The 20454-nt window shown below is 68.2% G+C and carries 18 protein-coding genes and 3 tRNA genes; 18 read left to right on the forward strand and 3 right to left on the reverse strand.

Going from position 1 to position 20454, the window contains the following annotated elements:
* Nucleotides 1-55: 55 nt before the first annotated feature.
* From mltG to C6P64_RS10820, 5 genes are read left to right on the forward strand one after another with little or no spacing between them, the layout of a single operon-like run.
* Nucleotides 56-1012 (forward strand): endolytic transglycosylase MltG, encoded by a 957-nt coding sequence (mltG, locus tag C6P64_RS10800; protein ID WP_245911700.1) that lies wholly within the window; start codon nucleotides 56-58, stop codon nucleotides 1010-1012.
* Between the two features lie 29 nt (nucleotides 1013-1041).
* On the forward strand, nucleotides 1042-1692 hold the full coding sequence (gene tmk, locus C6P64_RS10805) for a dTMP kinase (RefSeq protein ID WP_105748574.1): 651 nt from the start codon (nucleotides 1042-1044) through the stop codon (nucleotides 1690-1692).
* Nucleotides 1689-2732: a DNA polymerase III subunit delta' gene (locus C6P64_RS10810; protein WP_105748575.1), complete on the forward strand. Its 1044-nt coding sequence runs from the start codon at nucleotides 1689-1691 to the stop codon at nucleotides 2730-2732. The genes tmk and C6P64_RS10810 overlap by 4 nt, the downstream gene beginning before the upstream one ends.
* A gap of 9 nt (nucleotides 2733-2741) precedes the next feature.
* A complete protein-coding gene (locus C6P64_RS10815) occupies nucleotides 2742-3554 on the forward strand; it encodes a TatD family hydrolase (protein WP_105748576.1) in 813 nt (270 codons plus the stop codon).
* Between the two features lie 44 nt (nucleotides 3555-3598).
* Nucleotides 3599-4255 (forward strand): ankyrin repeat domain-containing protein, encoded by a 657-nt coding sequence (locus C6P64_RS10820; RefSeq protein ID WP_245911701.1) that lies wholly within the window; start codon nucleotides 3599-3601, stop codon nucleotides 4253-4255.
* A 109-nt stretch (nucleotides 4256-4364) separates the two neighbouring features.
* Here C6P64_RS10820 and C6P64_RS10825 read toward each other — a convergent pair whose 3' ends face one another.
* Complete coding sequence (locus tag C6P64_RS10825) at nucleotides 4365-5405, reverse strand: hypothetical protein (RefSeq protein ID WP_105748578.1); 1041 nt, start codon at nucleotides 5403-5405, stop codon at nucleotides 4365-4367.
* A gap of 232 nt (nucleotides 5406-5637) precedes the next feature.
* Here C6P64_RS10825 and C6P64_RS10830 point away from each other — a divergent pair, with 232 nt between their 5' ends.
* From C6P64_RS10830 to mnhG, 13 genes are all read left to right on the forward strand, one after another.
* Complete coding sequence (locus tag C6P64_RS10830) at nucleotides 5638-6921, forward strand: tyrosine-type recombinase/integrase (protein ID WP_170073085.1); 1284 nt, start codon at nucleotides 5638-5640, stop codon at nucleotides 6919-6921.
* Nucleotides 6922-7021: 100 nt separating this feature from the next.
* A tRNA-Val gene (locus C6P64_RS10835) sits at nucleotides 7022-7096 on the forward strand.
* Nucleotides 7097-7131: 35 nt separating this feature from the next.
* Nucleotides 7132-7206 (forward strand) — tRNA-Val (locus C6P64_RS10840).
* 26 nt (nucleotides 7207-7232) lie between these two features.
* Nucleotides 7233-7307, forward strand: a tRNA-Val gene (locus C6P64_RS10845).
* Nucleotides 7308-7398: 91 nt separating this feature from the next.
* Nucleotides 7399-7785 (forward strand): hypothetical protein, encoded by a 387-nt coding sequence (locus C6P64_RS10850; protein WP_105748580.1) that lies wholly within the window; start codon nucleotides 7399-7401, stop codon nucleotides 7783-7785.
* A gap of 123 nt (nucleotides 7786-7908) precedes the next feature.
* Entirely contained in the window at nucleotides 7909-10650 is a 2742-nt protein-coding gene (locus C6P64_RS10855; RefSeq protein WP_105748581.1) for a cation-translocating P-type ATPase, read from the forward strand.
* A gap of 22 nt (nucleotides 10651-10672) precedes the next feature.
* Entirely contained in the window at nucleotides 10673-11572 is a 900-nt protein-coding gene (locus tag C6P64_RS10860; protein WP_105748582.1) for a universal stress protein, read from the forward strand.
* Between the two features lie 11 nt (nucleotides 11573-11583).
* Nucleotides 11584-14487 (forward strand): monovalent cation/H+ antiporter subunit A, encoded by a 2904-nt coding sequence (locus C6P64_RS10865; RefSeq protein ID WP_105748583.1) that lies wholly within the window; start codon nucleotides 11584-11586, stop codon nucleotides 14485-14487.
* On the forward strand, nucleotides 14487-14828 hold the full coding sequence (locus C6P64_RS10870; RefSeq protein WP_105748584.1) for a Na+/H+ antiporter subunit C: 342 nt from the start codon (nucleotides 14487-14489) through the stop codon (nucleotides 14826-14828). Before C6P64_RS10865 ends, C6P64_RS10870 begins: the two co-directional genes overlap by 1 nt.
* Nucleotides 14825-16450, forward strand: a complete 1626-nt coding sequence (locus tag C6P64_RS10875; RefSeq protein WP_105748585.1) for a monovalent cation/H+ antiporter subunit D — start codon at nucleotides 14825-14827, stop codon at nucleotides 16448-16450. The genes C6P64_RS10870 and C6P64_RS10875 overlap by 4 nt, the downstream gene beginning before the upstream one ends.
* Complete coding sequence (locus tag C6P64_RS10880) at nucleotides 16447-16962, forward strand: Na+/H+ antiporter subunit E (protein ID WP_105748586.1); 516 nt, start codon at nucleotides 16447-16449, stop codon at nucleotides 16960-16962. The genes C6P64_RS10875 and C6P64_RS10880 overlap by 4 nt, the downstream gene beginning before the upstream one ends.
* Entirely contained in the window at nucleotides 16959-17243 is a 285-nt protein-coding gene (locus C6P64_RS10885) for a K+/H+ antiporter subunit F (protein WP_105748587.1), read from the forward strand. Before C6P64_RS10880 ends, C6P64_RS10885 begins: the two co-directional genes overlap by 4 nt.
* A complete protein-coding gene (gene mnhG / locus C6P64_RS10890; protein WP_105748588.1) occupies nucleotides 17240-17638 on the forward strand; it encodes a monovalent cation/H(+) antiporter subunit G in 399 nt (132 codons plus the stop codon). The genes C6P64_RS10885 and mnhG overlap by 4 nt, the downstream gene beginning before the upstream one ends.
* A gap of 37 nt (nucleotides 17639-17675) precedes the next feature.
* Here mnhG and C6P64_RS10895 read toward each other — a convergent pair whose 3' ends face one another.
* Together C6P64_RS10895 and C6P64_RS10900 are read right to left on the reverse strand one after the other, a co-directional pair.
* Nucleotides 17676-19379, reverse strand: a complete 1704-nt coding sequence (locus C6P64_RS10895; RefSeq protein ID WP_105748589.1) for a cation:proton antiporter domain-containing protein — start codon at nucleotides 19377-19379, stop codon at nucleotides 17676-17678.
* Nucleotides 19358-20434 carry a tyrosine-type recombinase/integrase gene (locus tag C6P64_RS10900; RefSeq protein ID WP_105748590.1) on the reverse strand — a complete coding sequence of 359 codons (1077 nt, stop codon included), beginning with the start codon at nucleotides 20432-20434 and terminating at the stop codon, nucleotides 19358-19360. Before C6P64_RS10900 ends, C6P64_RS10895 begins: the two co-directional genes overlap by 22 nt.
* Between the last annotated feature and the right edge of the window lie 20 nt (nucleotides 20435-20454).

Consider the following 20454-nt stretch of genomic DNA (forward strand, 5'->3'; position numbering starts at 1 on the left):
AAATAGGTGGATTACAGCCTTGATAGGGGGGGGGGCAGCCTGCGCGCTTGTCGCGGTGGCTGTCTTCTACTGGCTGCAGCGGCCGCTCTACCTGAACGACAGCCCATCGGCCCGGCCGCTGGACCTGTCGATTCCGGCCGGCGCCTCGGCGCGCCAGGTGGCGCAGCAGCTGCAGCAGGCCGGCGTGCCAGGGCCTGACTGGCTGCTCTACGGCTGGCTGCGCCTGTCGGGCCAGTCGCGCAAGATCCAGGCCGGCAACTACGAGATCGAGTCCGGCACCACGCCGCTGCAACTGCTCGACAAGCTGGTGCGCGGCGAGCAGGCGCTGCGCCGCGTGACCCTGGTCGAAGGCTGGAACTACCGCCAGGTGCTGCAGGCACTCAAGAGCGCCGACCAGCTGAGCTGGGATCTGCCCGACGCGGCGCTGGCGCAGCCCGCGCAGCTCATGCACGCACTCGGCCTGCCGGGATCGCACCCCGAGGGCCGCTTCTTTCCCGACACCTACCTCTATCCCAAGCGGCAGAAGGCCTCGGTGCTGCTGCGCCAGGCCGCGGCCGAGATGCAGCGCCAGCTCGACCAGGCCTGGGCCCAGCGGGCGCCAGGCCTGCCGCTCAAGACGCCCGAGGAAGCGCTGATCCTGGCCAGCGTGGTCGAGAAGGAGACCGGCGCCAGCGCGGATCGTCCCTTGGTCGCGGCCGTCTTCATCAACCGGCTGCGCTTGGGGATGAGGCTGCAGACCGACCCGACCGTGATCTACGGCCTGGGCCCGGCCTTCGACGGCAATCTGCGCAAGCGTGACCTGCTGGCTGACACAGCCTACAACAGCTACACCCGCGCCGGCCTGCCGCCGACGCCGATCGCGATGCCGGGCCTGGCCTCGCTGCGCGCCACCCTGCAGCCGGCGGCCAGCCAGGCGCTCTACTTTGTCGCGCGCGGCGACGGCAGCAGCCAGTTCAGCGCTACGCTCGACGAGCACAATCAGGCGGTGCGCCGCTACATCCTGGCCCGTTGACTTCCAAGCCTATCTTTCAAGGCCACCTAATGACCCAGAGGACCCCGAGCGGTTTGTTCATCAGTTTCGAAGGCATAGATGGTGCCGGCAAGTCCACCCATATCGCCGCCGTCGCCGACTGGTTCCGCGCCCGCGGCCGTCGCGTCACGCTGACGCGCGAGCCAGGCGGCACCCCCTTGGCGGAAAAGCTGCGCGAGCTGCTGCTGCACGACGCGATGGACCCGCTGAGCGAGGCGCTGCTGATGTTCGCCGCCCGGCGCGACCATGTGCTGCAAGTGATCCAGCCCGCATTGGCGCGCGGCGAGGTGCTGCTGTGCGACCGCTTCACCGATGCCACCTTCGCCTACCAAGGCTACGGCCGTGGCTTCGACTTGCAGGTGCTGGGCCAGCTCGAGCAGTGGGTGCAGCAGCAGCCCGGACAGGACAGGCTGCTCGAGCCCGAGCGCTGCTTCTGGTTCGACCTGCCGCCGGCGATTGCTGCAGCTCGACTCGTCGGCGCGCGCCAGCCCGACAAGTTCGAGGCCGAGGCCGAGCCCTTCTTCCAGCGTGTCGCCAGCGGCTATGCCGCGCGTGCGGCGCAGTCGCCGCAACGCTTCGCCCGCATCGATGCCAGCCAGAGCCTGGAGCAGGTGCGCGAGCAGGTGCTGCGGCATTGCGAGCAGTTCTGGGGCCCAGCATGAACGAGCAAGCCGACGCCAGCCGCCTGCCGCCCTGGCTGCAACGCCAGCTGGTGGCGCTGCAGCAGCAGCGCGGCCACGCAGTCCTGCTCAGCGGTCCGGCCGGACTGGGCCAGTACCCGCTGGCGCTGGCGCTGGCGCGGGCCTGGCTCTGCGAGGCGCCAAGCCCGGAGCAGGGCGCCTGCGGCCGCTGCGCCAGCTGCCACGCCGTCGATGTGCGCACCCACCCGGACCTGTTCGTGCTGATGCCCGAGACGCTGGCGCTTGAGCTCGGCTGGCCGCTGGACGAGCGCACCCAGGACAAGATCGACAAGAAGGAGCTCAAGCCCGGCAAGTTCATCCGCGTCGACGCCACGCGCGAGGCGGTGGCCTTCACCCAGTTCACCCGCTCGCGCGGCGCAACCAAGGTGGTGCTGGTCTATCCGGCCGACCGGCTCAACATGGAGTCGGCCAACACCCTGCTCAAGACGCTCGAGGAACCGCCGGGGGCGCTGCGCTTCGTGCTCGCGACCGAGGCCGCCCATGCGCTGCTGCCCACGATCCGCAGCCGCTGCCAGCAGCACGCGCTCGAATGGCCGGCTCAGCCCGAGGCGCTGGACTGGCTCGAGCAGGCGGTGCAGGGCGACCCGGCACTGGCCGGCAAGCCCCAGTCCCGCGAGTCGCTCGCCACCTGGCTGCTGGCCGCTGGCGGCCGTCCCGACGAGGCGCTCGCACTGGCCCGGCTTGGGCTGACGACCGCGGCCTGGAGCGGCCTGCCGCGCTCGGTCGCGCGCGGCGACTGGTCCGCGCTGGCCGACTGGGCACCAGCACGCCAGCTCGACCTGCTGCACAAGATCTGCCATGACCTGATGGTGCTCGCCAGCGGCGGACTGCCGCGCTTCTTTTCATCCGCCGACCTGCCGCCGCCGCCGCGGCTGTCCGCGCTGCTGCAATGGCAAAAGGCCTTGCAGCAGGCGGCCCGCACGGTCGAGCATCCCTTCAACGCCGGTCTGCAGCAGGAGGCCTGGGCCGGCCTGGCCCGCTCGGTGCTGGCGCCTCATTGATTCTTCCCCATGTTCATCGATTCGCATTGCCACCTGAACTTCCCCGAACTGCGCAGCCAGCTGCCCGCGATCCTGCAAGCCATGCAGCAGGCGCAGGTCGAGCGCGCGCTGTGCATCAGCACCACGCTGGAGGAGTTCGACAACGTCCATGAGCTCGCGCTCGCGCATGAGCAGATCTGGGCCACGGTCGGCGTCCATCCCGACAACGAAGGGGTGCGCGAGCCCTCGGTCGAGGAGCTGGTCCGGCTGTCGCAGCTGCCGCGCGTGATCGGCATCGGCGAGACCGGGCTCGACTACTACCGCCTGGGCGAACGCAGCCTGGCCGACATGGAATGGCAGCGCGAGCGTTTCCGCCGCCATATCCGCGCCGCGCGCCAGACCGACCTGCCGCTGGTGATCCACACCCGCAACGCCTCGGACGACACCCTGGCCATCCTGCGGGAAGCGGGTGGCTTCGGCGCACAAGGGGCAGGGGATCTGCCGCTGGCGCGCGGGGTGTTCCATTGCTTCACCGAAAGCGTTGCGGTCGCGCGGGCCGCGCTCGAGCTGGGCTTCTACATCTCGTTCTCGGGCATCCTGACCTTCAAGAACGCGACCGACCTGCACGAGGTCGCGCGCTTCGTGCCGCTGGACCGCTGCCTGATCGAGACCGACAGCCCCTATCTGGCACCAGTGCCGCATCGCGGCAAGACCAACACGCCGGCCTGGGTGCCGCATGTGGCGCAGAAGCTGGCCGAACTCAAGGGGCTGCCGCTCGAACAGGTCGCCGCCGCGACCAGCGCCAACACGCTGGCACTGTTCCGAGGCATGGCGGCTTCCTGATCATGCCGCTACCGCTTGATTGCTTGGGTCGGCGCCGAACCGTCTTGCAACTGGGTGCCATGCTGCTGGGGGTCGGCATCGGCCTGCCTGCCGCGGCGGGGTCCTACGCGGATTTCCTGCACGCCTTGCGCAACGACGAGGTCGATACCCTGCGCCGGCTGCAGCGCCAGGGCTTCGACCTCAACACCCGGGACGAAGCGGGCCAGCCCGGGCTGATGCTGGCGCTGCGCTCGGATTCGCTGCGGGCGGCCGGATTCCTGATCGCCCAGCCCGGCATCGACCTCGACGCGCTCGGCCCGACTGGAGAAAACGCGCTGATGCTGGCGGCCCTGCGTGGCCATGCCGGACTGCTGCGGCAGCTGATCGAGCGGGGCGCCGAAGTCAACAAGCCGGGCTGGACACCCTTGCACTACGCCGCCACCCATCCGGGCCCGGCCAGCGTCGAGATGGTCGAGCTGCTGCTCGAGCATTCCGCCTATATCGATGCCGCCTCGCCCAACGACAGCACGCCGCTGATGATGGCGGCGCGCTACGGCAATCCCGCCAGCGTGCGGCTGCTGATCGACGCAGGCGCCGATGTCACGCTGCGCAACCAGCAGGGACTCAATGCGCGCGACTTCGCCGCCGCCGTCGAGCGCAAGGACCTGGCCGACCTGATCAACCGGGCCTTGCGCGCCAAGCTGGGGCCGGCGACCTGGTGATCTTCTTGGAATGGTCGTTCTGGCAAGTATTTATCGCCTGACGGCGGCAACCGAGGCGGTCTTTGTTCTTGCCGTTTTCTGCTGCCTGAGTCCGGGCTGACTCTGGCGCTCAGCGCAGGGTCTTGCGCCGCACCGGAGCCGCCGCAGGAACCGAGCGCCGCACCGGCTTGAGCCGGCTCGGGCCCGGCTTGGCGCCATCGGCAGCCACCGCTGCCGGCTGGCGCCGGGCCTCGGCCAAGGCCGACTGCAGGGCCGCGGTGCGGGCCTTTTCCTCGTCGAGGTATTTCTCCAGCGTACGGGCCAGCGCATCGGCTGCCTTGCGCTTTTCCTTTTCGCCCGCTAGCTCCCGTTCGGTCACGCGCGCGGCATCGATGGCCAGCAGGCGCTGCCGGCGCTCCTCGTCGCCGGCAGCCTGCGCCTGGCGCCGCGACTGCTCGAGCTGGCCCAGGCGCTCGGCCGACTGGTCCAGCCGCGACTGCAGCACGGCGGCGCGCTCGGTCGCGGCGCGGTTTTCCTCCCCAGATCGAACCAGGGTGGATTGCAACTCGTCCAGGCGCTGTGTCTGGGTGGCGTTCTGTTGCTCGAGCGCCTGGGCCTGCTGCAGCGCTTGCTCCAGCCTGGATTCGAGTGCCTGCAGCGTCTCGCACGCCGACTGGCGTTCAGCCTCGAGCGCCTGCTGCCGGGCCGCCAGCTCGGCGGCTTGCTGTGCGCGCAGCTGCTGCGCTTCGGCCTCGTAGGGGCGGCGGATCTCGTCCTTCATCAACTCGAGCAGGCGCTCGAGCCAGCGATTCAGCCCCTCGACCATGTCGGCTGGCAGCGACGGGTGCGCCACGCCCAGGGTGCTGGCCCGCACCAGGCTGCGCCGGTAGGCCGCCACGCAATCCTGCGCCACGCCGGCGGTGCCGACTGGTATCGCTGGCAGGTTGGAGGGCCGCTGGGCATTGAAGAGCTGCAGCAGCCCGACCAGCCGGGCGCCGGTCGGCACGTCGCCCTCGAGCCTGGCCACCAGCCGCGTCATCGACGAATAGGCCTCGCGCGCCGTGACCTGCTGCGCCGCCAGCGGCGTCAACAGGGCCAGCAAGGCCTGGCGCAGCTGGGCCTCACGATCGCTGGCAACGGGATGTGGTTCGAGATTGGCGGCTTCAGTCATGGGGGTTTTCCGGGATCGTGGCGGGTTATGGGACTTGCTTCAGTTGCCGGGCATTTTACGTATTTCTTAGACGTAATACGTAAGATAAATACATATCCATCTTTCCAGATTCTGTTAATGTGAATTATCGGAACTAGGATATTATCCGGCAGGGGAGATGGACTGGATAAACGCGGCACAATCGATCCCGCTCGACCCAAGCCTTGCTGGGCCGAAAAAAAATCGCAGAACAATGCCTGATCACAATTCCACCCAAGACCTGGTGCTCGACGGCTTCGTCATTCCAGCCGGGGCCGGCGAGCAGTCGCCCGGGCTGCTGTTCGACCTGACGGCGGTCGGCAACTGGCTTGAGCCGTTTCGGCGCAAGAGCCCGCACACCCACCGGGCCTACCAGCGCATCGCCGCCTACTGGCTCTATTTCCTCGAGCAGACCCATGGTTACCATCCCGACTTGCTGCTGCGCGCCGGTCCGATCGACGCGCATGATTTCCTGCGCGCGCTGACGCACGAAGCGCTGGATGCCGAACCGGCGCGCCAGTCGGCCACCCGGGCTTCCGGCTCGGGCCAGTTCGAGCTCGCGCGCCTGGCTCCGGCGCCGTTCTGGCAGGACCGTTCGCCCCGCGCGCTGCCGAACCATTTCGGTGTCGCCAGCAACCCGTTTGCACGCGCCAAGTCGCCGCGCTCGGTGGCCCAGGCCATCGCGTCGCTGTCCTCGCTCTACAAGTTCAACAACACCAAGCGCTCGGCCCGCGACCAGGCCCTGCTCGATTTCAACCCCTTCTCCGACCTGGGCCGCTTCATCGTCAAGCAAGATGCCAAGACCGACCGCGTCTTCGAGCCCAAGGCCTATCTGCACATGCTGTCGGCTACCGACAGAATGCTGGCCCAGGCCGAGACCCAGGCCCAGCAGCACCGCGCAATCCGCCTGCGCTGGATCACGGTGGCGCTGTTCAACCTCTGGATGCGGATCTCCGAGCTGTCTGGCCTGCGCATGAGCGACATCCGCCAGCGCGGTGGCATCTGGTTCGCCTCGGTCCATGGCAAGGGCCGCAAGGTGCGCGCGATCGAGATCACGCCTGCCGTCATGAAGGAATTGATGGCCTACCGCGAGTCGTTGGGCCTGCCCGCCTTGCCGCAGCGGCAAGAGACCGATGTCCCGGCCGTGGTGTCGCTGCGGCGCAGCGGCAGCCACTATCCGGCCATGACGCCGCGCGCCCTGTTCGGCGAGATCAAGGACCTGGGCCAGGCCGCCGCCGACTGGCTGCTCGAATCAAATCCGAACCCAGCCGACCTCGAGCTGCAATCGCTGGCGGAGCGGCTGCGCCAGGTCTCGCCACACTGGTTCCGCCATTCGGGCGCCTCGGAAGCGATCAACGGCCATTTCCCGATCGCCGACGCGGCCGAGCGCCTGGGCCACAAGGACCCGGCGATCACGGTGCGCATGTACTACCACGGCGATGCCAAGCGGCGTGTCGGTGCGCTGCAGGCGCTCGAGCAGGCCCGGGGCGAGGACTGACCCCAGTACGGCTTCAGGCCAGGCCCCCTGCCCGTCCCGGCGCAAAAAAATCCGCGCCCTGCCCTGAGGCCAGGTTTTTTCGGCATATAATATCGGCTTCGGGTGATTAGCTCAGCGGTAGAGCACTGCATTCACACTGCAGGGGTCACATGTTCGATCCATGTATTACCCACCAGAAAAACCTGACTGTTTCCTTCGGGATGCAGCCAAGGGCGATTAGCTCAGCGGTAGAGCACTGCATTCACACTGCAGGGGTCACATGTTCGATCCATGTATCGCCCACCATACCCAGCAAGCCGCAAGGCCTGCGCGGATCGTTAGCTCAGGGGTAGAGCACCACATTCACACTGTGGGGGTCAGTGGTTCGATCCCACTACGATCCACCAGACAGAAGCACTCAATGCGCATCGCTTGAGTGCTTTTTTCATGGCCAGGTGAAAAACGGATGGCAAATCTCGTGTCCTATAATGATTCGAGATGATGCGCTGTTTGACGATGATCCTTTCAGTCGTTTTTGCCTTGAATGCGGTGTTTTCCGCGTTGTGGCTGACTGTGGACCAACGCGGCGCAAACCTCATCACTTTCAGCGTGGCTGCTCCTGCCGATGCGCCAAGCGCCGCCCACCTATCAGCCGTTTCCAGGCTGGAGCTGCCGGATGAACTGGCGCACGCCACTGCCAACCCCGACTCGCCGACCGAGCATCTGATCGGCGTCCTGTCCTTCGATGCCCTCGAGGGCGAATCCCAGCCCTTGCCGACAGCGGCCTGGATCCAGATGCGGGTCTTGTCGCAACAGTGGCTGGACCGAACCTTGCCTTGGACCTACCTCAAGGGTCCGATGCGGCCGCCTCGCCTGCTGGCTTGAGGCCTGACTGAATCGCCGGGCTCCATGCGCTGCATGCGAGCTCGCACCGGATCTGCCATGCTGCGGCATGGTCCCCCTCTGCGCGTCCCCATTCCAGCTTGCCGATCCAAGCTGCCTCCAGCCATGAGCAGAACACCCAAGTCATTCCTGTTCGAAGCGCTGCCCAGCTGGCATGCGCTGGCCGTTGCCGATGTGCTGACCGCGCTCGACGCGGACGAGCACCTGGGCCTGAGCGCCCATGCCGTCAGCCAGCGCCTGCAGCAGCATGGCGAAAACCGCCTGCCCGAGAAGCAAGGCCGGCCAGGCTGGCTGCGCTTCCTGGCGCAATTCCACAATGCGCTGATCTACGTGCTGCTCGCGGCCGGCCTGACCACGCTGGCGCTGGGCAGCTTCATCGACGCGGGGGTGATCCTGAGCGTGGTGCTGATCAATGCCATCATCGGCCATGTCCAGGAAGGCAAGGCGGAGCAGGCGCTCGCGGCGGTGCACGGGATGCTGGCAGGCAAGGCCACGGTGCTGCGCGATGGCGAACGCCACCTGATCGATGCCGCCGAGCTGGTGCCTGGCGACATCGTGCTGCTCGAGCCGGGTGACAAGATCCCGGCCGACCTGCGCCTGACCCGAGTCAAGAACCTGCGCATCGTGGAGTCGGCGCTGACCGGCGAATCGGTGCCGGTGGAAAAGTCCAGCGCCGCGGTGGCGCCGGAGGCGGGACTGGGCGACCGCAGCTGCCTGTGCTTCTCCGGCACCCTGGTGTCGGCCGGCCAGGGGCAAGGCGTGGTGATCGCGACCGGCGCCTCGACCGAAATCGGCCGCATCGGCACCCTGGTGGGCGACATCCAGGGCCTGCTGACGCCCTTGATGCGCCGGCTGGACCAGTTTGCGCGCCAGATCACCGGCTTCATCCTGGGCGTGGCGCTGCTGACCATGGGCTATGGCCATTTCGTGGCCCGGATGGACGCGCTGGAACTGTTCCTGGCCGTGGTCGGACTGGCCGTGGCCGCGATTCCGGAAGGCATGCCGGCGGTGGTCACCATCGTGCTGGCGATCGGCACCCGGGCCATGGCGCGCCAGAAGGCCATCGTGCGGCGCTTGCCTGCGGTCGAGACCCTGGGCTCGGTCACCGTCATCTGCACCGACAAGACCGGCACCCTGACCAGGAACGAGATGACCGCGGTCCGGCTGGTGCTGCCGCAGGCGGAGCTGTCCGTGACCGGCACCGGCTACGAGCCCGAGGGCGGCATCCACCTGGCCAGGCAGGCCGACCAGACTGGCCGGAGCGATCGCCCGCTCGATCCGCTGCAGCTGCCGGCCTTGCAGGAACTGGCCCGGGCCGCGCTGCTGTGCAACGATGCCCAGCTCAGGCATGAGGCCGAGCTAGGCTGGTCCATCCTGGGCGATCCGACCGAAGGCGCCTTGCTGGTGCTGGCGCGCAAGGCCGGACTCGAGCAGCAGGCGACCCAGGCCGAGTTCCCCCGGGTCGATGCCCTGCCCTTCGAATCCGAGCGCCAGTTCATGGTCACGCTGCACCACGACCACCAGGGTCGCCATTTCGCCCTGCTCAAGGGGGCGCCGGAGAAGGTGCTGGCGCTCTGCTGCAGCCAGGACGGCGGCGCGCCGCTCGAGGCCGACCGATGGCATGCCGCCGTCGGGCGAGCCGCCTCGGCCGGGGAACGGGTGCTGGCGGTGGCGCAATGCGATTGGTCGCCCGAGTGCAGCAGCCTCAACTGGCAGGACATCGGCCGCCGTTTCGACCTGCTGGGCCTGGTCGGCATGATCGACCCGCCGCGCGAGGAAGCCATCGCTGCGGTGGCCGAATGCCAACGGGCGGGCATCCGGGTCAAGATGATCACCGGCGATCATGCCGTCACCGCGGCCGCCATCGGGGCCCAGCTTGGCCTGGCGGCCGACCGGACGCTGACCGGCGAGGCCATCGAGCGCCTGGACGATGCCAGCCTGCAGCAACAGGCGGCACAGATCGACGTGTTTGCCCGCGCCAGCCCGGAACACAAGCTGCGGCTGATCGCGGCGCTGCAGGCCCGGGGCCAGCTGGTGGCCATGACCGGCGACGGGGTCAACGATGCGCCGGCGCTCAAGTCCGCCGACATCGGCGTGGCCATGGGCGGCAAGGGCACCGACGTGGCGCGCGAGGCGTCGGACCTGGTGCTGACCGACGACAACTTCGCCACCATTGCCCGGGCAGTGCGCGAAGGCCGGGTGGTCTACGACAACATCAAGAAGTCGCTGATGCACATGCTGCCGACCAATGGCGGCGAGGCGGGCGTGATCCTGCTGGCCATCTTTGCCGGCCTGCCGCTGCCGGTGACGGCCGGCCAGATCCTGTGGGTCAACACCGTGACCTCGGTGACGCTGGCGCTGTCGCTGGCCTTCGAGCCGGCCGAGCGAGGCGTCATGCAGCAGACCCCGCGCCCGACCACCGAATCCATCATCACCCGGGCCCTGGGCTATCGCATCCTGTTCGTGATCCTGCTGATGGTGTGCGCCACCTTCGCGGTCTTCAACTGGGAGCTGAACCGGGGCAACAGCCTGGAGCTGGCGCGCACGGCAGCGGTGAACATGATCGTGACCTGCGAGCTGTTCTACCTGTTCAACGTGCGTCACTTCACCGAACACGCCTTCAAGCGGGAAACCCTCACCGGCAACCCGGTCGCATTGGGGGTGGCGGGCATCCTGGTCGGACTGCAATTGCTGTTCACCTACGCGCCGCCGATGCAGCAGCTGTTCAGGAGCGTGCCGCTGGACGCCAGCTCCTGGGCGGTCATCCTGGGCTTTGGCTTGCTGCTGTTCGTGCTGGTGGAAGCGGAAAAAGCCGTGCTGCGTCAAGCCCGCGTTCACCGCATCTGAAGCCCCAGGAAAGGAAAGCCGCATGGGAAAAATCAAACATGTCTTCGCCGCGACGGATCTGTCCGAATGCGCCTTGCACGCGGTGGACCGCGGGTTCCAGATCGCCAGGGCGACGGGGGCGCGCTACACCGTCATGCACGCCCTGGGCCTGGATGCGCTGGGCCCGCTGAAGGACCTGTTCGGCGACAAGGCCGAGGCGGTGGCGCACAAGGCAGTGGCGCACCAGCGCCTGCTGCTGCAGGACCTGGTGGATGATCCGGATCGGAACCAGGGCATCGCGGCCCGCTTGATGATCGAGGAAGGCCTGGCGACCAGCGTGGTGCCGGCCTATGCCGCGAGCACTGACGCCGACCTGGTGCTGGTGGGTGCCAAGGGGCAGAGCATGTGGCGCCGCCTGATGCTGGGCTCGACCGCCTCGCATCTGCTGCGCAAGAGCCGCTGCCCGGTGCTGGTAGTGAAGAATCCCAGCCCCAGGCCCTACCGGCGGGCCCTGGTGGCGGTGGACTTTTCTGCCGGATCGGTACAGGCGATCCGGATCGCCAGGGAATTGGCCCCCGATGCCCATGTGGTGCTGCTCAACGTGTTCGAGGTGCCCTTCGAAGGCATGCTGCAGTTCGCCGGGGTGTCCCAGGACGAGATCCACCGCTACCAGGCCGAGGCCCATGAGCGGGCCTTGCACGGCCTGTACGACCTGGCCGCAGCCGCCGGCCTGGACCGCAGCGCCTATGTGGCGATCGCCGAGCATGGCGGCGCGGTGCAAAGAATCCTGGAGCAGGAGACCCTGACCCATTGCGACCTGATCGTGATGGGCAAGCATGGCACCCATGTCACGGAGGAATTGCTGCTGGGCAGCGTGACCAAGCGCGTCATGTCCGAATCCGACACCGACATGCTGGTCGTCATGGACAAGGCCGCGGGCTGAGGGCCTGTTCGATGCTGCTCGCCTTTCTTCTCCTGCTACCCTTCCTCGGCAGCCTGCTGGCGGCGCTGCTGCCGCAGGATGCGCGCAACCGCGAATCCTGGCTGGCGATCGCAGTGGCGCTGGGCGGGCTGCTGATCGGCGGCCTGCTGTTTCCGCAGATTGCCGCAGGCCAGGTGCTGCGCGCAGAGTTCGGCTGGCTGCCGGCTCAGGGGCTGGACTTCGTGCTGCGGCTCGATGGCCTGGCCTGGGTGTTCTCGATGCTGGTGCTGGCGATCGGCCTGCTGGTGGTGCTGTATGCGCGCTACTACATGTCGCCCGAGGACCCGGTGCCGCGCTTCTTCTCCTTCCTGCTCGCCTTCATGGGCTCGATGCTGGGCATCCTGCTGTCGGGCAACCTGGTGCAGCTGGTGGTGTTCTGGGAGCTCACCAGCCTGAGCTCCTTCCTGCTGATTGGCTACTGGCACCACCGCGCCGATGCCCGCCGCGGCGCGCGCATGGCCTTCACCGTCACCGCCAGCGGCGGCCTGTGCCTGCTCGCCGGGGTGCTGCTGCTGGGCCACATCGTCGGCAGCTACGACCTCGATCGGGTGCTGGCGGCGGGCGACCTGATCCGCGGCCACGCGCTCTACCTGGCGGCGCTGGCGCTGGTCGCGCTCGGCGCGCTGACCAAGAGCGCGCAGTTTCCCTTCCATTTCTGGCTGCCGCACGCGATGGCGGCACCGACCCCGGTCTCGTCCTACCTGCATTCGGCGACCATGGTCAAGGCCGGCGTGTTCCTGCTGGTGCGCCTGTGGCCGGCGCTGGCCGGCACGCCGCAATGGACCTGGATCATCGGCGGCGCAGGCGTCTGCACCCTGCTGATCGGCGCCTTCATCGCGATCTTCCAGCACGACCTCAAGGGCCTGCTGGCCTATTCGACCATCAGCCACCTGGGCCTGATCACGGTGCTGATCGGCATCGGCACGCCGCTGGCCATCGTCGCGGCGATCTTCCACATCCTGAACCACGCCACCTTCAAGGCCTCGCTGTTCATGGCCGCCGGCATCATCGACCACGAGACCGGCAGCCGCGACATGCGGCTGCTGCGCGGCCTGCGCCACCAGCTGCCGATCACCGCCACGCTGGCCATCGTCGCGAGCGCGGCCATGGCCGGCGTGCCGCTCCTCAACGGTTTCCTGTCCAAGGAGATGTTCTTCGCCGAAACCATCCTGGTCGGCGGCGACAGCAACTGGTGGATGTCGGTCGCCGCGGTGGTGATGGGCATGTTCAGCGTGGCCTACTCGCTGCGCTTCATTTCCGTCTTCTTCGGCAAGCCCAGCCAGTCCCTGCCGCGTGACCCGCACGAGCCGCCGCACTGGATGCGCCTGCCGGTCGAGCTGCTGGTGCTGGCCTGCCTGGTGGTCGGCATCGCACCGGGGCTGAGCATAGCCCCCTTGTTGCAGCTGGCCGTCGTCGCCACCCTGGGCGATGCCGCCCCGGCCTACGACCTGGCGGTCTGGCACGGCTTCAACCTGCCGCTGCTGATGAGCCTGCTTGCCTTGGTCGGCGGCGTGCTGCTCTACCGGGTGCTGCGCCGTCACTTCGACCTGCAGCAGCGCGACCATGTGCCGCTGATCCACCGCTTCAACGGTGCACAGGCCTACGAGACGCTGATGATCCGGCTCACCCATGGCGCCGAATGGCTGCTGCATCGCCTCGGTACCCGGCGGCTGCAGCCGCAGCTGCGCTTGCTGGTGACGGCGCTGCTGCTGGTACCGCTGCTGCTGGCCGGACCGATGCCGGCTTGGCAGATCAGCCCGCGCCAGGCTTTCGATCCGCTCTTCGCCGCCCTCTGGCTCATCGGCGCCGGCTGCGCGCTGGCCGCGGCCTGGATGGCGAAATACCACCGCCTGGCGGCGCTGGCGCTGGTTGGTGGCACCGGCGTCGCCACGGCTGCGACCTTCCTGTGGCTGTCGGCGCCCGACCTGGCGCTGACCCAGTTGATGGTCGAGACCGTGACCACCGTGCTGATCCTGCTCGGCCTGCGCTGGCTGCCGCCCAGGCTGGAGTCGATCGCCGGACCGGCCCAGCCGCCCTGGCGCGCCTGGACCCGCCGCTCGCGCGACCTCGCGCTGGCTGTCGGCGGCGGGCTTGCGCTGGCGGCACTGAGCTATGCCGTGCTGGTGCATCCGGCCTCGACGACGATCGCTGACTTCTTCCTGCTCAACGCGCTCAGTGGTGGCGGGGGCAGCAACGTGGTCAACGTGCTGCTGGTGGACTTCCGCAGCTTCGACACCCTGGGCGAGATCAGCGTGCTCGCCATCGTGGCGCTCACGGTCTATGCCTTGCTGCGTCGCTTCCGTCCGGCGCCCGAGAGCGCGGGCATTCCGCCGCAGCAGCGCTTCGAGGCCGACCCGGCCAGCCGGCAGGGCCCGGCCGAGCAGGCCAACAGCGGCTACCTGCTGGTGCCTGGCATCTACCTGCGCCTGCTGCTGCCCTTCATGGGCGTGATCGCGGTCTACTTCTTCATGCGCGGCCACAACCTGCCGGGTGGCGGCTTCGTCGCCGGACTGATCTTCGCGGTCGCCATCCTGGTGCAGTACATGCTGGCCGGCACGACCTGGGTCGAAAGCCATCTCAAGCTGCGCCCGCACCGCTGGCTGGGTTTCGGCCTGCTGCTGGCCTGCGGCACCGGCCTGGCGGCCTGGGGCTTCGGCCATCCCTTCCTGACCACCCATACCGCGCATGTCGACTGGCCGCTGGTGGGCGAGTTGCACCTGCCGAGCGCCTTCCTGTTCGACCTGGGCGTGTTTGTCGTGGTGGTCGGCAGCAGCATGCTGATGCTGGTCGCGCTGGCCCACCAGTCGCTGCGCGCGCATCGCCAACCGGTCGAGGACCCGGCGGCGGACCGCACCGACAATACCCGGAGGCCCTGATGGAACTCGTACTCGCCCTCGCGATTGGCATCCTGTTCGGCGCCGGCATCTGGCTGATCCTGCGCCCGCGCAGCTTCCAGCTCATCATCGGGCTGATGCTGATGTCCTACGCGGTCAACCTGTTCATCTTCGCGATGGGCCGGCTCTGGGTCAACCAGCCGCCGATCACGCCCCAGCCCGGCATCGATCCGTCGCAGTTCGCCGATCCCCTGCCGCAAAGCCTGGTGCTGACCGCGATCGTGATCGGCTTTGCCACCACCGCGCTGTATCTGGTGATGATGATGGGCGCCCGCGGCCTGTCCGGCAGCGACCATGTCGATGGCGAGGAGCCGCGCGCATGACCGGCATGTCCTGGCTGCAACAGCTGATCATCGTCCCCGTTCTGCTGCCGCTGCTGGTGGGGGCGCTGCTGATCCCGGTCAACCAGAAGCGCTATCAGCTCAAGTTCGCCTTTGGCCTGGGCAGCGGCCTGCTGTTGTGGCTGGTGGCGCTGGCGCTGCTGCTGCTGGCCGACGGCGGACATTGGCCGGACGGCATCGGCGTCTACCTGGCAGCGAACTGGGCCGCGCCCTTCGGCATCGCGCTGCTGGTGGACCGGCTCGCTGCGCTGATGCTGCTGCTGACCGCGACCATCGCGCTGGCGGTGCTGGTGTTTTCGGCGCGGCGCTGGGACCGGGTCGGGGTCAGCTTCCATTCGCTGTTCCAGTTCCTGCTGATGGGGCTCAACGGCGCCTTCCTGACCCATGACCTGTTCAACCTGTTCGTGTTCTTCGAGGTCATGCTGGCAGCCTCCTACGGCCTGGTGCTGCATGGCTACAACCTGCGCCGCATCCAGGCCGGAATGCAGTACATCGCGGTCAACCTGGTCGCCTCGCTGCTGTTCCTGCTCGGCGTGGCGCTGATCTATGCCGCCACCGGCACGCTGAGCCTGGCAGACCTGGGGCCGAGGGTGGCGGCGCTGGGCGGGCAGGACCGCTGGTTGCTGCAGGTCGGCGCCACGGTGCTGGCGCTGGCCTTCCTGAGCAAGGGGGCGATGTGGCCGCTCGGCTTCTGGCTGCCCACTACCTATGCCTCGGCCTCGGCGCCGGTGGCGGCGATGCTGGTGCTGATGACCAAGGTCGGCGTGTATGCCGTGCTGCGGGTCTGGCTGGCGCTGTTCGGCGATCCGGCCAGCGCACTCGCCGGCTTCGGCCTCGGCGCGCTGACCCTCGGTGGCATGGCGACCCTGCTGTTCGGCGCCATCGGCATGCTCGCCAGCCAGGACGCCGGTCGCATGGCGGGCTATGGTGCGGTCGTCTCCTCGGGCACGCTGCTGGCGGTGATCGGCCACTCGGGCAGCGCGGTACTGGCCTCGGGCCTGTACTACCTGCTCGGCTCGACGTTGGCGATGGCGGCCTTCATGCTGTTGCTCGAGCTCGCCGAGCGCATCCGACCGCCAGGTGCCGCGCTGCTGGCGCTCACGATGGAAGCCTTCGCGGTCGAGGACAAGCCGGAAGACCCGGTCGGCGTCGGCATTCCAGGCACCCTGGCCTTCCTCGGGCTGAGCTTTGGCGCCTGCGCGCTGGTCATCACCGGCATGCCGCCGCTGGCCGGCTTCATCGCCAAGTTCAGCCTGTTCCACGCCATGCTCGCGGCCGCACCGGCCCAGGTGCCGGCCAGCACCTGGCTGCTGATCGCGCTGATCGTGCTGGCCGGCCTGGCGGCGATCATCTCGCTGATGCGACTGGGGGTGCGCACCTTCTGGGCTTCGGGCGTGGTCAGCCCGCCCAGACTGCAGTTGTCCGAGGCCATGCCAGTCGCCGCGCTGGTGGCGCTGTGCCTGCTGCTGACGCTGCAGGCCGGTCCGGTGTTCGGCTACCTGGGCCGCGCCACCGAAGGGCTGCTGCGCAGCACTGACTACAGCCGACGGGTGCTGGACGAGCTGCCGGTGCAGCGGCTGCCGTCACCGGAGGTGGGACGATGAGGCGCTGGCTGCCTTCGCCCCTGCTGTCGCTGGGCCTGCTGCTGACCTGGCTGCTGCTGAACCAGAGCCTGGAGGCAGCGCACTGGCTGCTGGGCGCCGCACTGGCCATCGTCGCGCCGCTGCTGGCGCGCCCGCTGCAGCCCCATGGCCAAGCCCGCATCAGACGCCCGCTGGCGCTGCTGCGCCTGCTTGGCTTCTCGGCCATCGAGATCCTGCGCTCCTGCATCAATGTCAGCCAGATCATCCTGCTGCGCCGCTCGGCCGACGTGAATTCGCAGTTCATCCGCGTGCCGCTCGACCTGCGCAGTCCGCATGGACTGGCGCTGCTGTCCTGCCTGATCAATTCCACGCCGGGCACGGTCTGGGTCGACCTGCTGCCCGACAGCCATGAACTGCTGCTGCATGTCTTCGACCTGCACGACGAGGCCTGGTGGGTTGAGACCATCAAGATCCGCTACGAAGGCCCGCTGATCGAAGTGTTCGACACCCCCCCACAAGGAGAGTCTCCATGACGACCGCGACCTTGCTGTCGGCAGCCAGCCTTTTCGCGCTGGCTTGCGTGCTGCTGGCGATGCTGCTGTGCACGCTGCGGCTGCTGATCGGCCCCTCGGCCCAGGACCGGGTGCTGGCGCTCGATACGCTGTCGATGTGCGCCATGCTGCTGGCGCTGCTGCTGGGCATGCGCCACGGCAGCGACATCTATTTCGATGCCGCGCTGCTGATCGCCCTGCTCGGCTTCGTCTCGACGATCGCGCTGGCCAAGTTCCTGCTGCGCGGCGAGGTGATCGAATGAGCGGCGCCGAGTCCCTTTCCTGGTGGGTGGCCGTCCCGCTCGCTGGCCTGCTGGTGCTGGGCGGACTGGTCACCGTGATCGGTGCCTTCGGCTTGGCGCGGCTGCAGAGCTTCTACCAGCGTATCCACGGCCCGGCAATCACCATCACGCTCGGTGCCGGCTGCATCCTGCTGGCATCGATGCTGTACTTCAGCGTGCGGCAGTCGCGCCTGGTGCTGCACGAACTGCTGATCACCGTCTTCGTGTTGCTGACGGCGCCGGTGGTGTCGATGCTGATCATGCGTGCCGGCCTGTACCGGGAACTGCGCAGCCGCTCCCAGGCTCAAGTCACGGTCGATCAGTCGCCGACCCAGACCGATGCAGCGGCAGCCGAGACGCCTGCGAGCACCCGCTAGCGGGCCCACGGCCTGCCGGGCGGGCTCGGGCACGGACTCAGGCAGCGGCCGGCGCTCCCAGGCGCGCCAGCACATGGCCGCTCATGCTCTTGGCCAGCTCCTCCTCGCCGACGAACACCTGGTCGATGCCGTCCCTGCGCAACAGCTCCGACTCCTGCTCGCTGTGGCTGCGCAGCACGATCTCGATGCCGGGATTGAGCGTCCTGGCCGTCTCGACCATCTGGCGCATGTCGAGCGGATCGGGCGTGGTCACCACCAGCATCGCGGCCTGCGCGACATGGGCCTGCACCAGCACCAGCGGGTCGGCCGCATTGCCGAAGACCGCCGCGATGCCTTGCTGGCGCAGGTCCTCGACCAGCTCGCGGTTCTGCTCGGCCACCACATAGGCAATCCCACCGGACTGCATGGCAGCGGCGATGCGCTGGCCGACCCGGCCATAGCCCACCAGCACGACCTGTCCGTGCAGGTACCTGCGCTCGGTGCTCATCGGCAGCTCGGCATAGGGATCGGTCCTCTGCTCGAGCTTGCGCGCCAGCTCGGAGCGCTGCAGGATCCAGCGCCGCAGCGGCTCGATGGCGGCGAACAGCAGCGGATTGAGCGCGATCGAGATCAGCGCACCCGCCAGCACCAGGCTCATGCCTTCGTCCGGCAGCAGGCCCAGCGACAGGCCCAGCCCAGCCAGGATGAAGGAGAACTCGCCGATCTGCGCCAGGCTGGCCGAGACCGTCAGCGCCGTGTTGAGCGGATAGCGGAAGGCCAGCACCAGGCCCAGGGCTGCGATCGACTTGCCACAGATGATGATGGCCACCACGCCCAGCACATGGACCGGCTGCTCGAGCAGGATGACCGGCTCGAACAGCATGCCGACCGAGACGAAGAACAGCACCGAGAACGCATCGCGCAGCGGCAGGGATTCTTCGGCGGCACGATGGCTGAACTTCGACTCGCGCATCACCATGCCGGCAAAGAAGGCCCCGAGCGCGAACGAGACGCTGAACAGCTGGGCCGCGCCGTAGGCGATGCCGATCGCCGCCACGATCACCGACAGCGTGAACAGCTCGCGCGAGCCGGTGCGCGAGATCTGCCACAGCAGCCAGGGCAGCACCCGGCGCCCGGCCACCAGCATGATGGCGATGAAGGCCGCAACCTGGAACAGGGTTTTTCCTATCGTGAGCCACAGCGAACCGGTGCTCGCCGAATCGGTGACCGAGCCGCCGAGCATGCCCGCCAGCGGCGGCAGCAGGACCAGTACCAGCACTGTCGCCAGGTCCTCGACCACCAGCCAGCCGACCGCTATGCGGCCGTTCATGCTGTCGAGCACGCCACGCGCCTCCAGCGCCTTGAGCAGCACCACCGTGCTGGCACAGGACAGCGACAGGCCGAAGATCAGCCCGGCACCCCAGCTCCAGCCCCACCACCAGGCCACCCCCATGCCGAGCAGGGTCGCCAGGCTCATCTGCACCACGGCGCCAGGCACCGCGATGCGCTTGACCGCCAGCAGGTCCTTGAGCGAGAAATGCAGGCCGACGCCGAACATCAGCAGCATGACGCCGATCTCGGACAGCTGGGAGGCCAGCGAGACATCGGCGACGAAGCCTGGCGTGCCCGGGCCGATCAGGATGCCGGCCAGCAGATAGCCCACCAGGGCCGGCACCTTGATGCGCTCGGCCAGGAAGCCGAACACCAGCGCCATGCTGAAGCCTGCCGCCAGCGTGGTGATCAGGGGGATGTTGTGTTCCATGCCGTGGGATGTTCCTTCTTGTCGTCGTTGCGGATTGCAGCAAGATGCGTGCGCAGATGCTCGAGTGCCAGCCGGCCCTGGTAGCCGGCGCGTCGGCAGACCAGGTCTTGTGCCATGCCGTCCTGCAGCCAGTGCAGGATGGCCGTGTTGCGCAGCACCAGCGGGCCCAGGTGGCGCGGCAGCCCGAGCCCGAGCGACGCGCAGGCCTGGGTGATCAGCCGCGAAGTCAGGTGAAACAGCACGCGGCGCGACAGCGGCTTTCGCCGCTCGGTGAAGAAGACCAGTTCGAGCACGACCAGCGTATCGGGCCGGCCCTTGGCCAGCGTGTCGCTGCGCACGGCCAGCCAGTCGCGCAAGGCCGCAGCAGCCGGTGCGCCAAGCTGCAACTCGCGCCGCTGCGCGGCCCGGTTGCCCTGCAGGCGTATCGTCAGCGGCGCATCAGCGGCGCCCTCGCCCGCCAAGGCCTGCTCGAGCTGGCCCAGGTTCAAGGCCGAAAGCTCGGCCGGTGTCAGTGCCGCATCGAGCATCAGCCAGAGCAGCGCGCGGTCGCGCAAGGCAAACGGCGAGCGGTCGGCCGGTTCCTCGGCTGCCTGTTCGAGCAGGCGATGCCAGAGTTCGGGCGCCAGCACCTCGGCATCGGGCCGGTCCTCGCCCGCGAGCTCGTAGAGCCGCAGCATCGGGTTTTCCGTCAGCAGGCCGAGCCGCTGCAGATGGCCATAGACCCCGCGCAGCACCATGCAGTAGCGCTCGCGCGTGACGATGGAGATTTCCGTCGCGCTGCCGCTGCGCTGGGTCGCCGGCTTGACATGGTCGAGCAGGAAAGCCATCGCCTGGGTCGGCCCCGCCGCCAGCACCAGCCCGGTCCACTCGCTCTGCCCCGACCTGTCGGCACCGAGCAGCCACTGGCACCAGGAAGACCAGATGTAGCGATAGGGTTCTGCCGCCTGGGGGGTGAGCGGGTTTTCCCGCTCGCTGGCGCGCTCGAGCAGCCAGGATTCGAACCAGTCCAGCGGAGTCGACGGTGACAGCCCTGTTTCTTGTTCAGCCTTTTGCATTGAAGTTGGATGCTTTGATT

This window comes from Malikia granosa (genome assembly GCF_002980595.1).
GTDB lineage: Bacteria > Pseudomonadota > Gammaproteobacteria > Burkholderiales > Burkholderiaceae_C > Malikia > Malikia granosa.

Excerpts from the sequence above, each read along its gene's own strand:
- tmk (WP_105748574.1), top strand. The coding sequence starts at position 1,042 with ATGACCCAGAGGACCCCGAGCGGTTTGTTCATCAGTTTCGAAGGCATA.
- C6P64_RS10810 (WP_105748575.1), top strand. The coding sequence starts at position 1,689 with ATGAACGAGCAAGCCGACGCCAGCCGCCTGCCGCCCTGGCTGCAACGC.
- C6P64_RS10815 (WP_105748576.1), top strand. The coding sequence starts at position 2,742 with ATGTTCATCGATTCGCATTGCCACCTGAACTTCCCCGAACTGCGCAGC.
- C6P64_RS10825 (WP_105748578.1), bottom strand. The coding sequence starts at position 5,405 with ATGACTGAAGCCGCCAATCTCGAACCACATCCCGTTGCCAGCGATCGT.
- C6P64_RS10830 (WP_170073085.1), top strand. The coding sequence starts at position 5,638 with ATGCCTGATCACAATTCCACCCAAGACCTGGTGCTCGACGGCTTCGTC.
- C6P64_RS10850 (WP_105748580.1), top strand. The coding sequence starts at position 7,399 with ATGATGCGCTGTTTGACGATGATCCTTTCAGTCGTTTTTGCCTTGAAT.
- C6P64_RS10855 (WP_105748581.1), top strand. The coding sequence starts at position 7,909 with ATGAGCAGAACACCCAAGTCATTCCTGTTCGAAGCGCTGCCCAGCTGG.
- C6P64_RS10860 (WP_105748582.1), top strand. The coding sequence starts at position 10,673 with ATGGGAAAAATCAAACATGTCTTCGCCGCGACGGATCTGTCCGAATGC.
- C6P64_RS10865 (WP_105748583.1), top strand. The coding sequence starts at position 11,584 with ATGCTGCTCGCCTTTCTTCTCCTGCTACCCTTCCTCGGCAGCCTGCTG.
- C6P64_RS10870 (WP_105748584.1), top strand. The coding sequence starts at position 14,487 with ATGGAACTCGTACTCGCCCTCGCGATTGGCATCCTGTTCGGCGCCGGC.
- C6P64_RS10875 (WP_105748585.1), top strand. The coding sequence starts at position 14,825 with ATGACCGGCATGTCCTGGCTGCAACAGCTGATCATCGTCCCCGTTCTG.
- C6P64_RS10880 (WP_105748586.1), top strand. The coding sequence starts at position 16,447 with ATGAGGCGCTGGCTGCCTTCGCCCCTGCTGTCGCTGGGCCTGCTGCTG.
- C6P64_RS10885 (WP_105748587.1), top strand. The coding sequence starts at position 16,959 with ATGACGACCGCGACCTTGCTGTCGGCAGCCAGCCTTTTCGCGCTGGCT.
- mnhG (WP_105748588.1), top strand. The coding sequence starts at position 17,240 with ATGAGCGGCGCCGAGTCCCTTTCCTGGTGGGTGGCCGTCCCGCTCGCT.
- C6P64_RS10895 (WP_105748589.1), bottom strand. The coding sequence starts at position 19,379 with ATGGAACACAACATCCCCCTGATCACCACGCTGGCGGCAGGCTTCAGC.
- C6P64_RS10900 (WP_105748590.1), bottom strand. The coding sequence starts at position 20,434 with ATGCAAAAGGCTGAACAAGAAACAGGGCTGTCACCGTCGACTCCGCTG.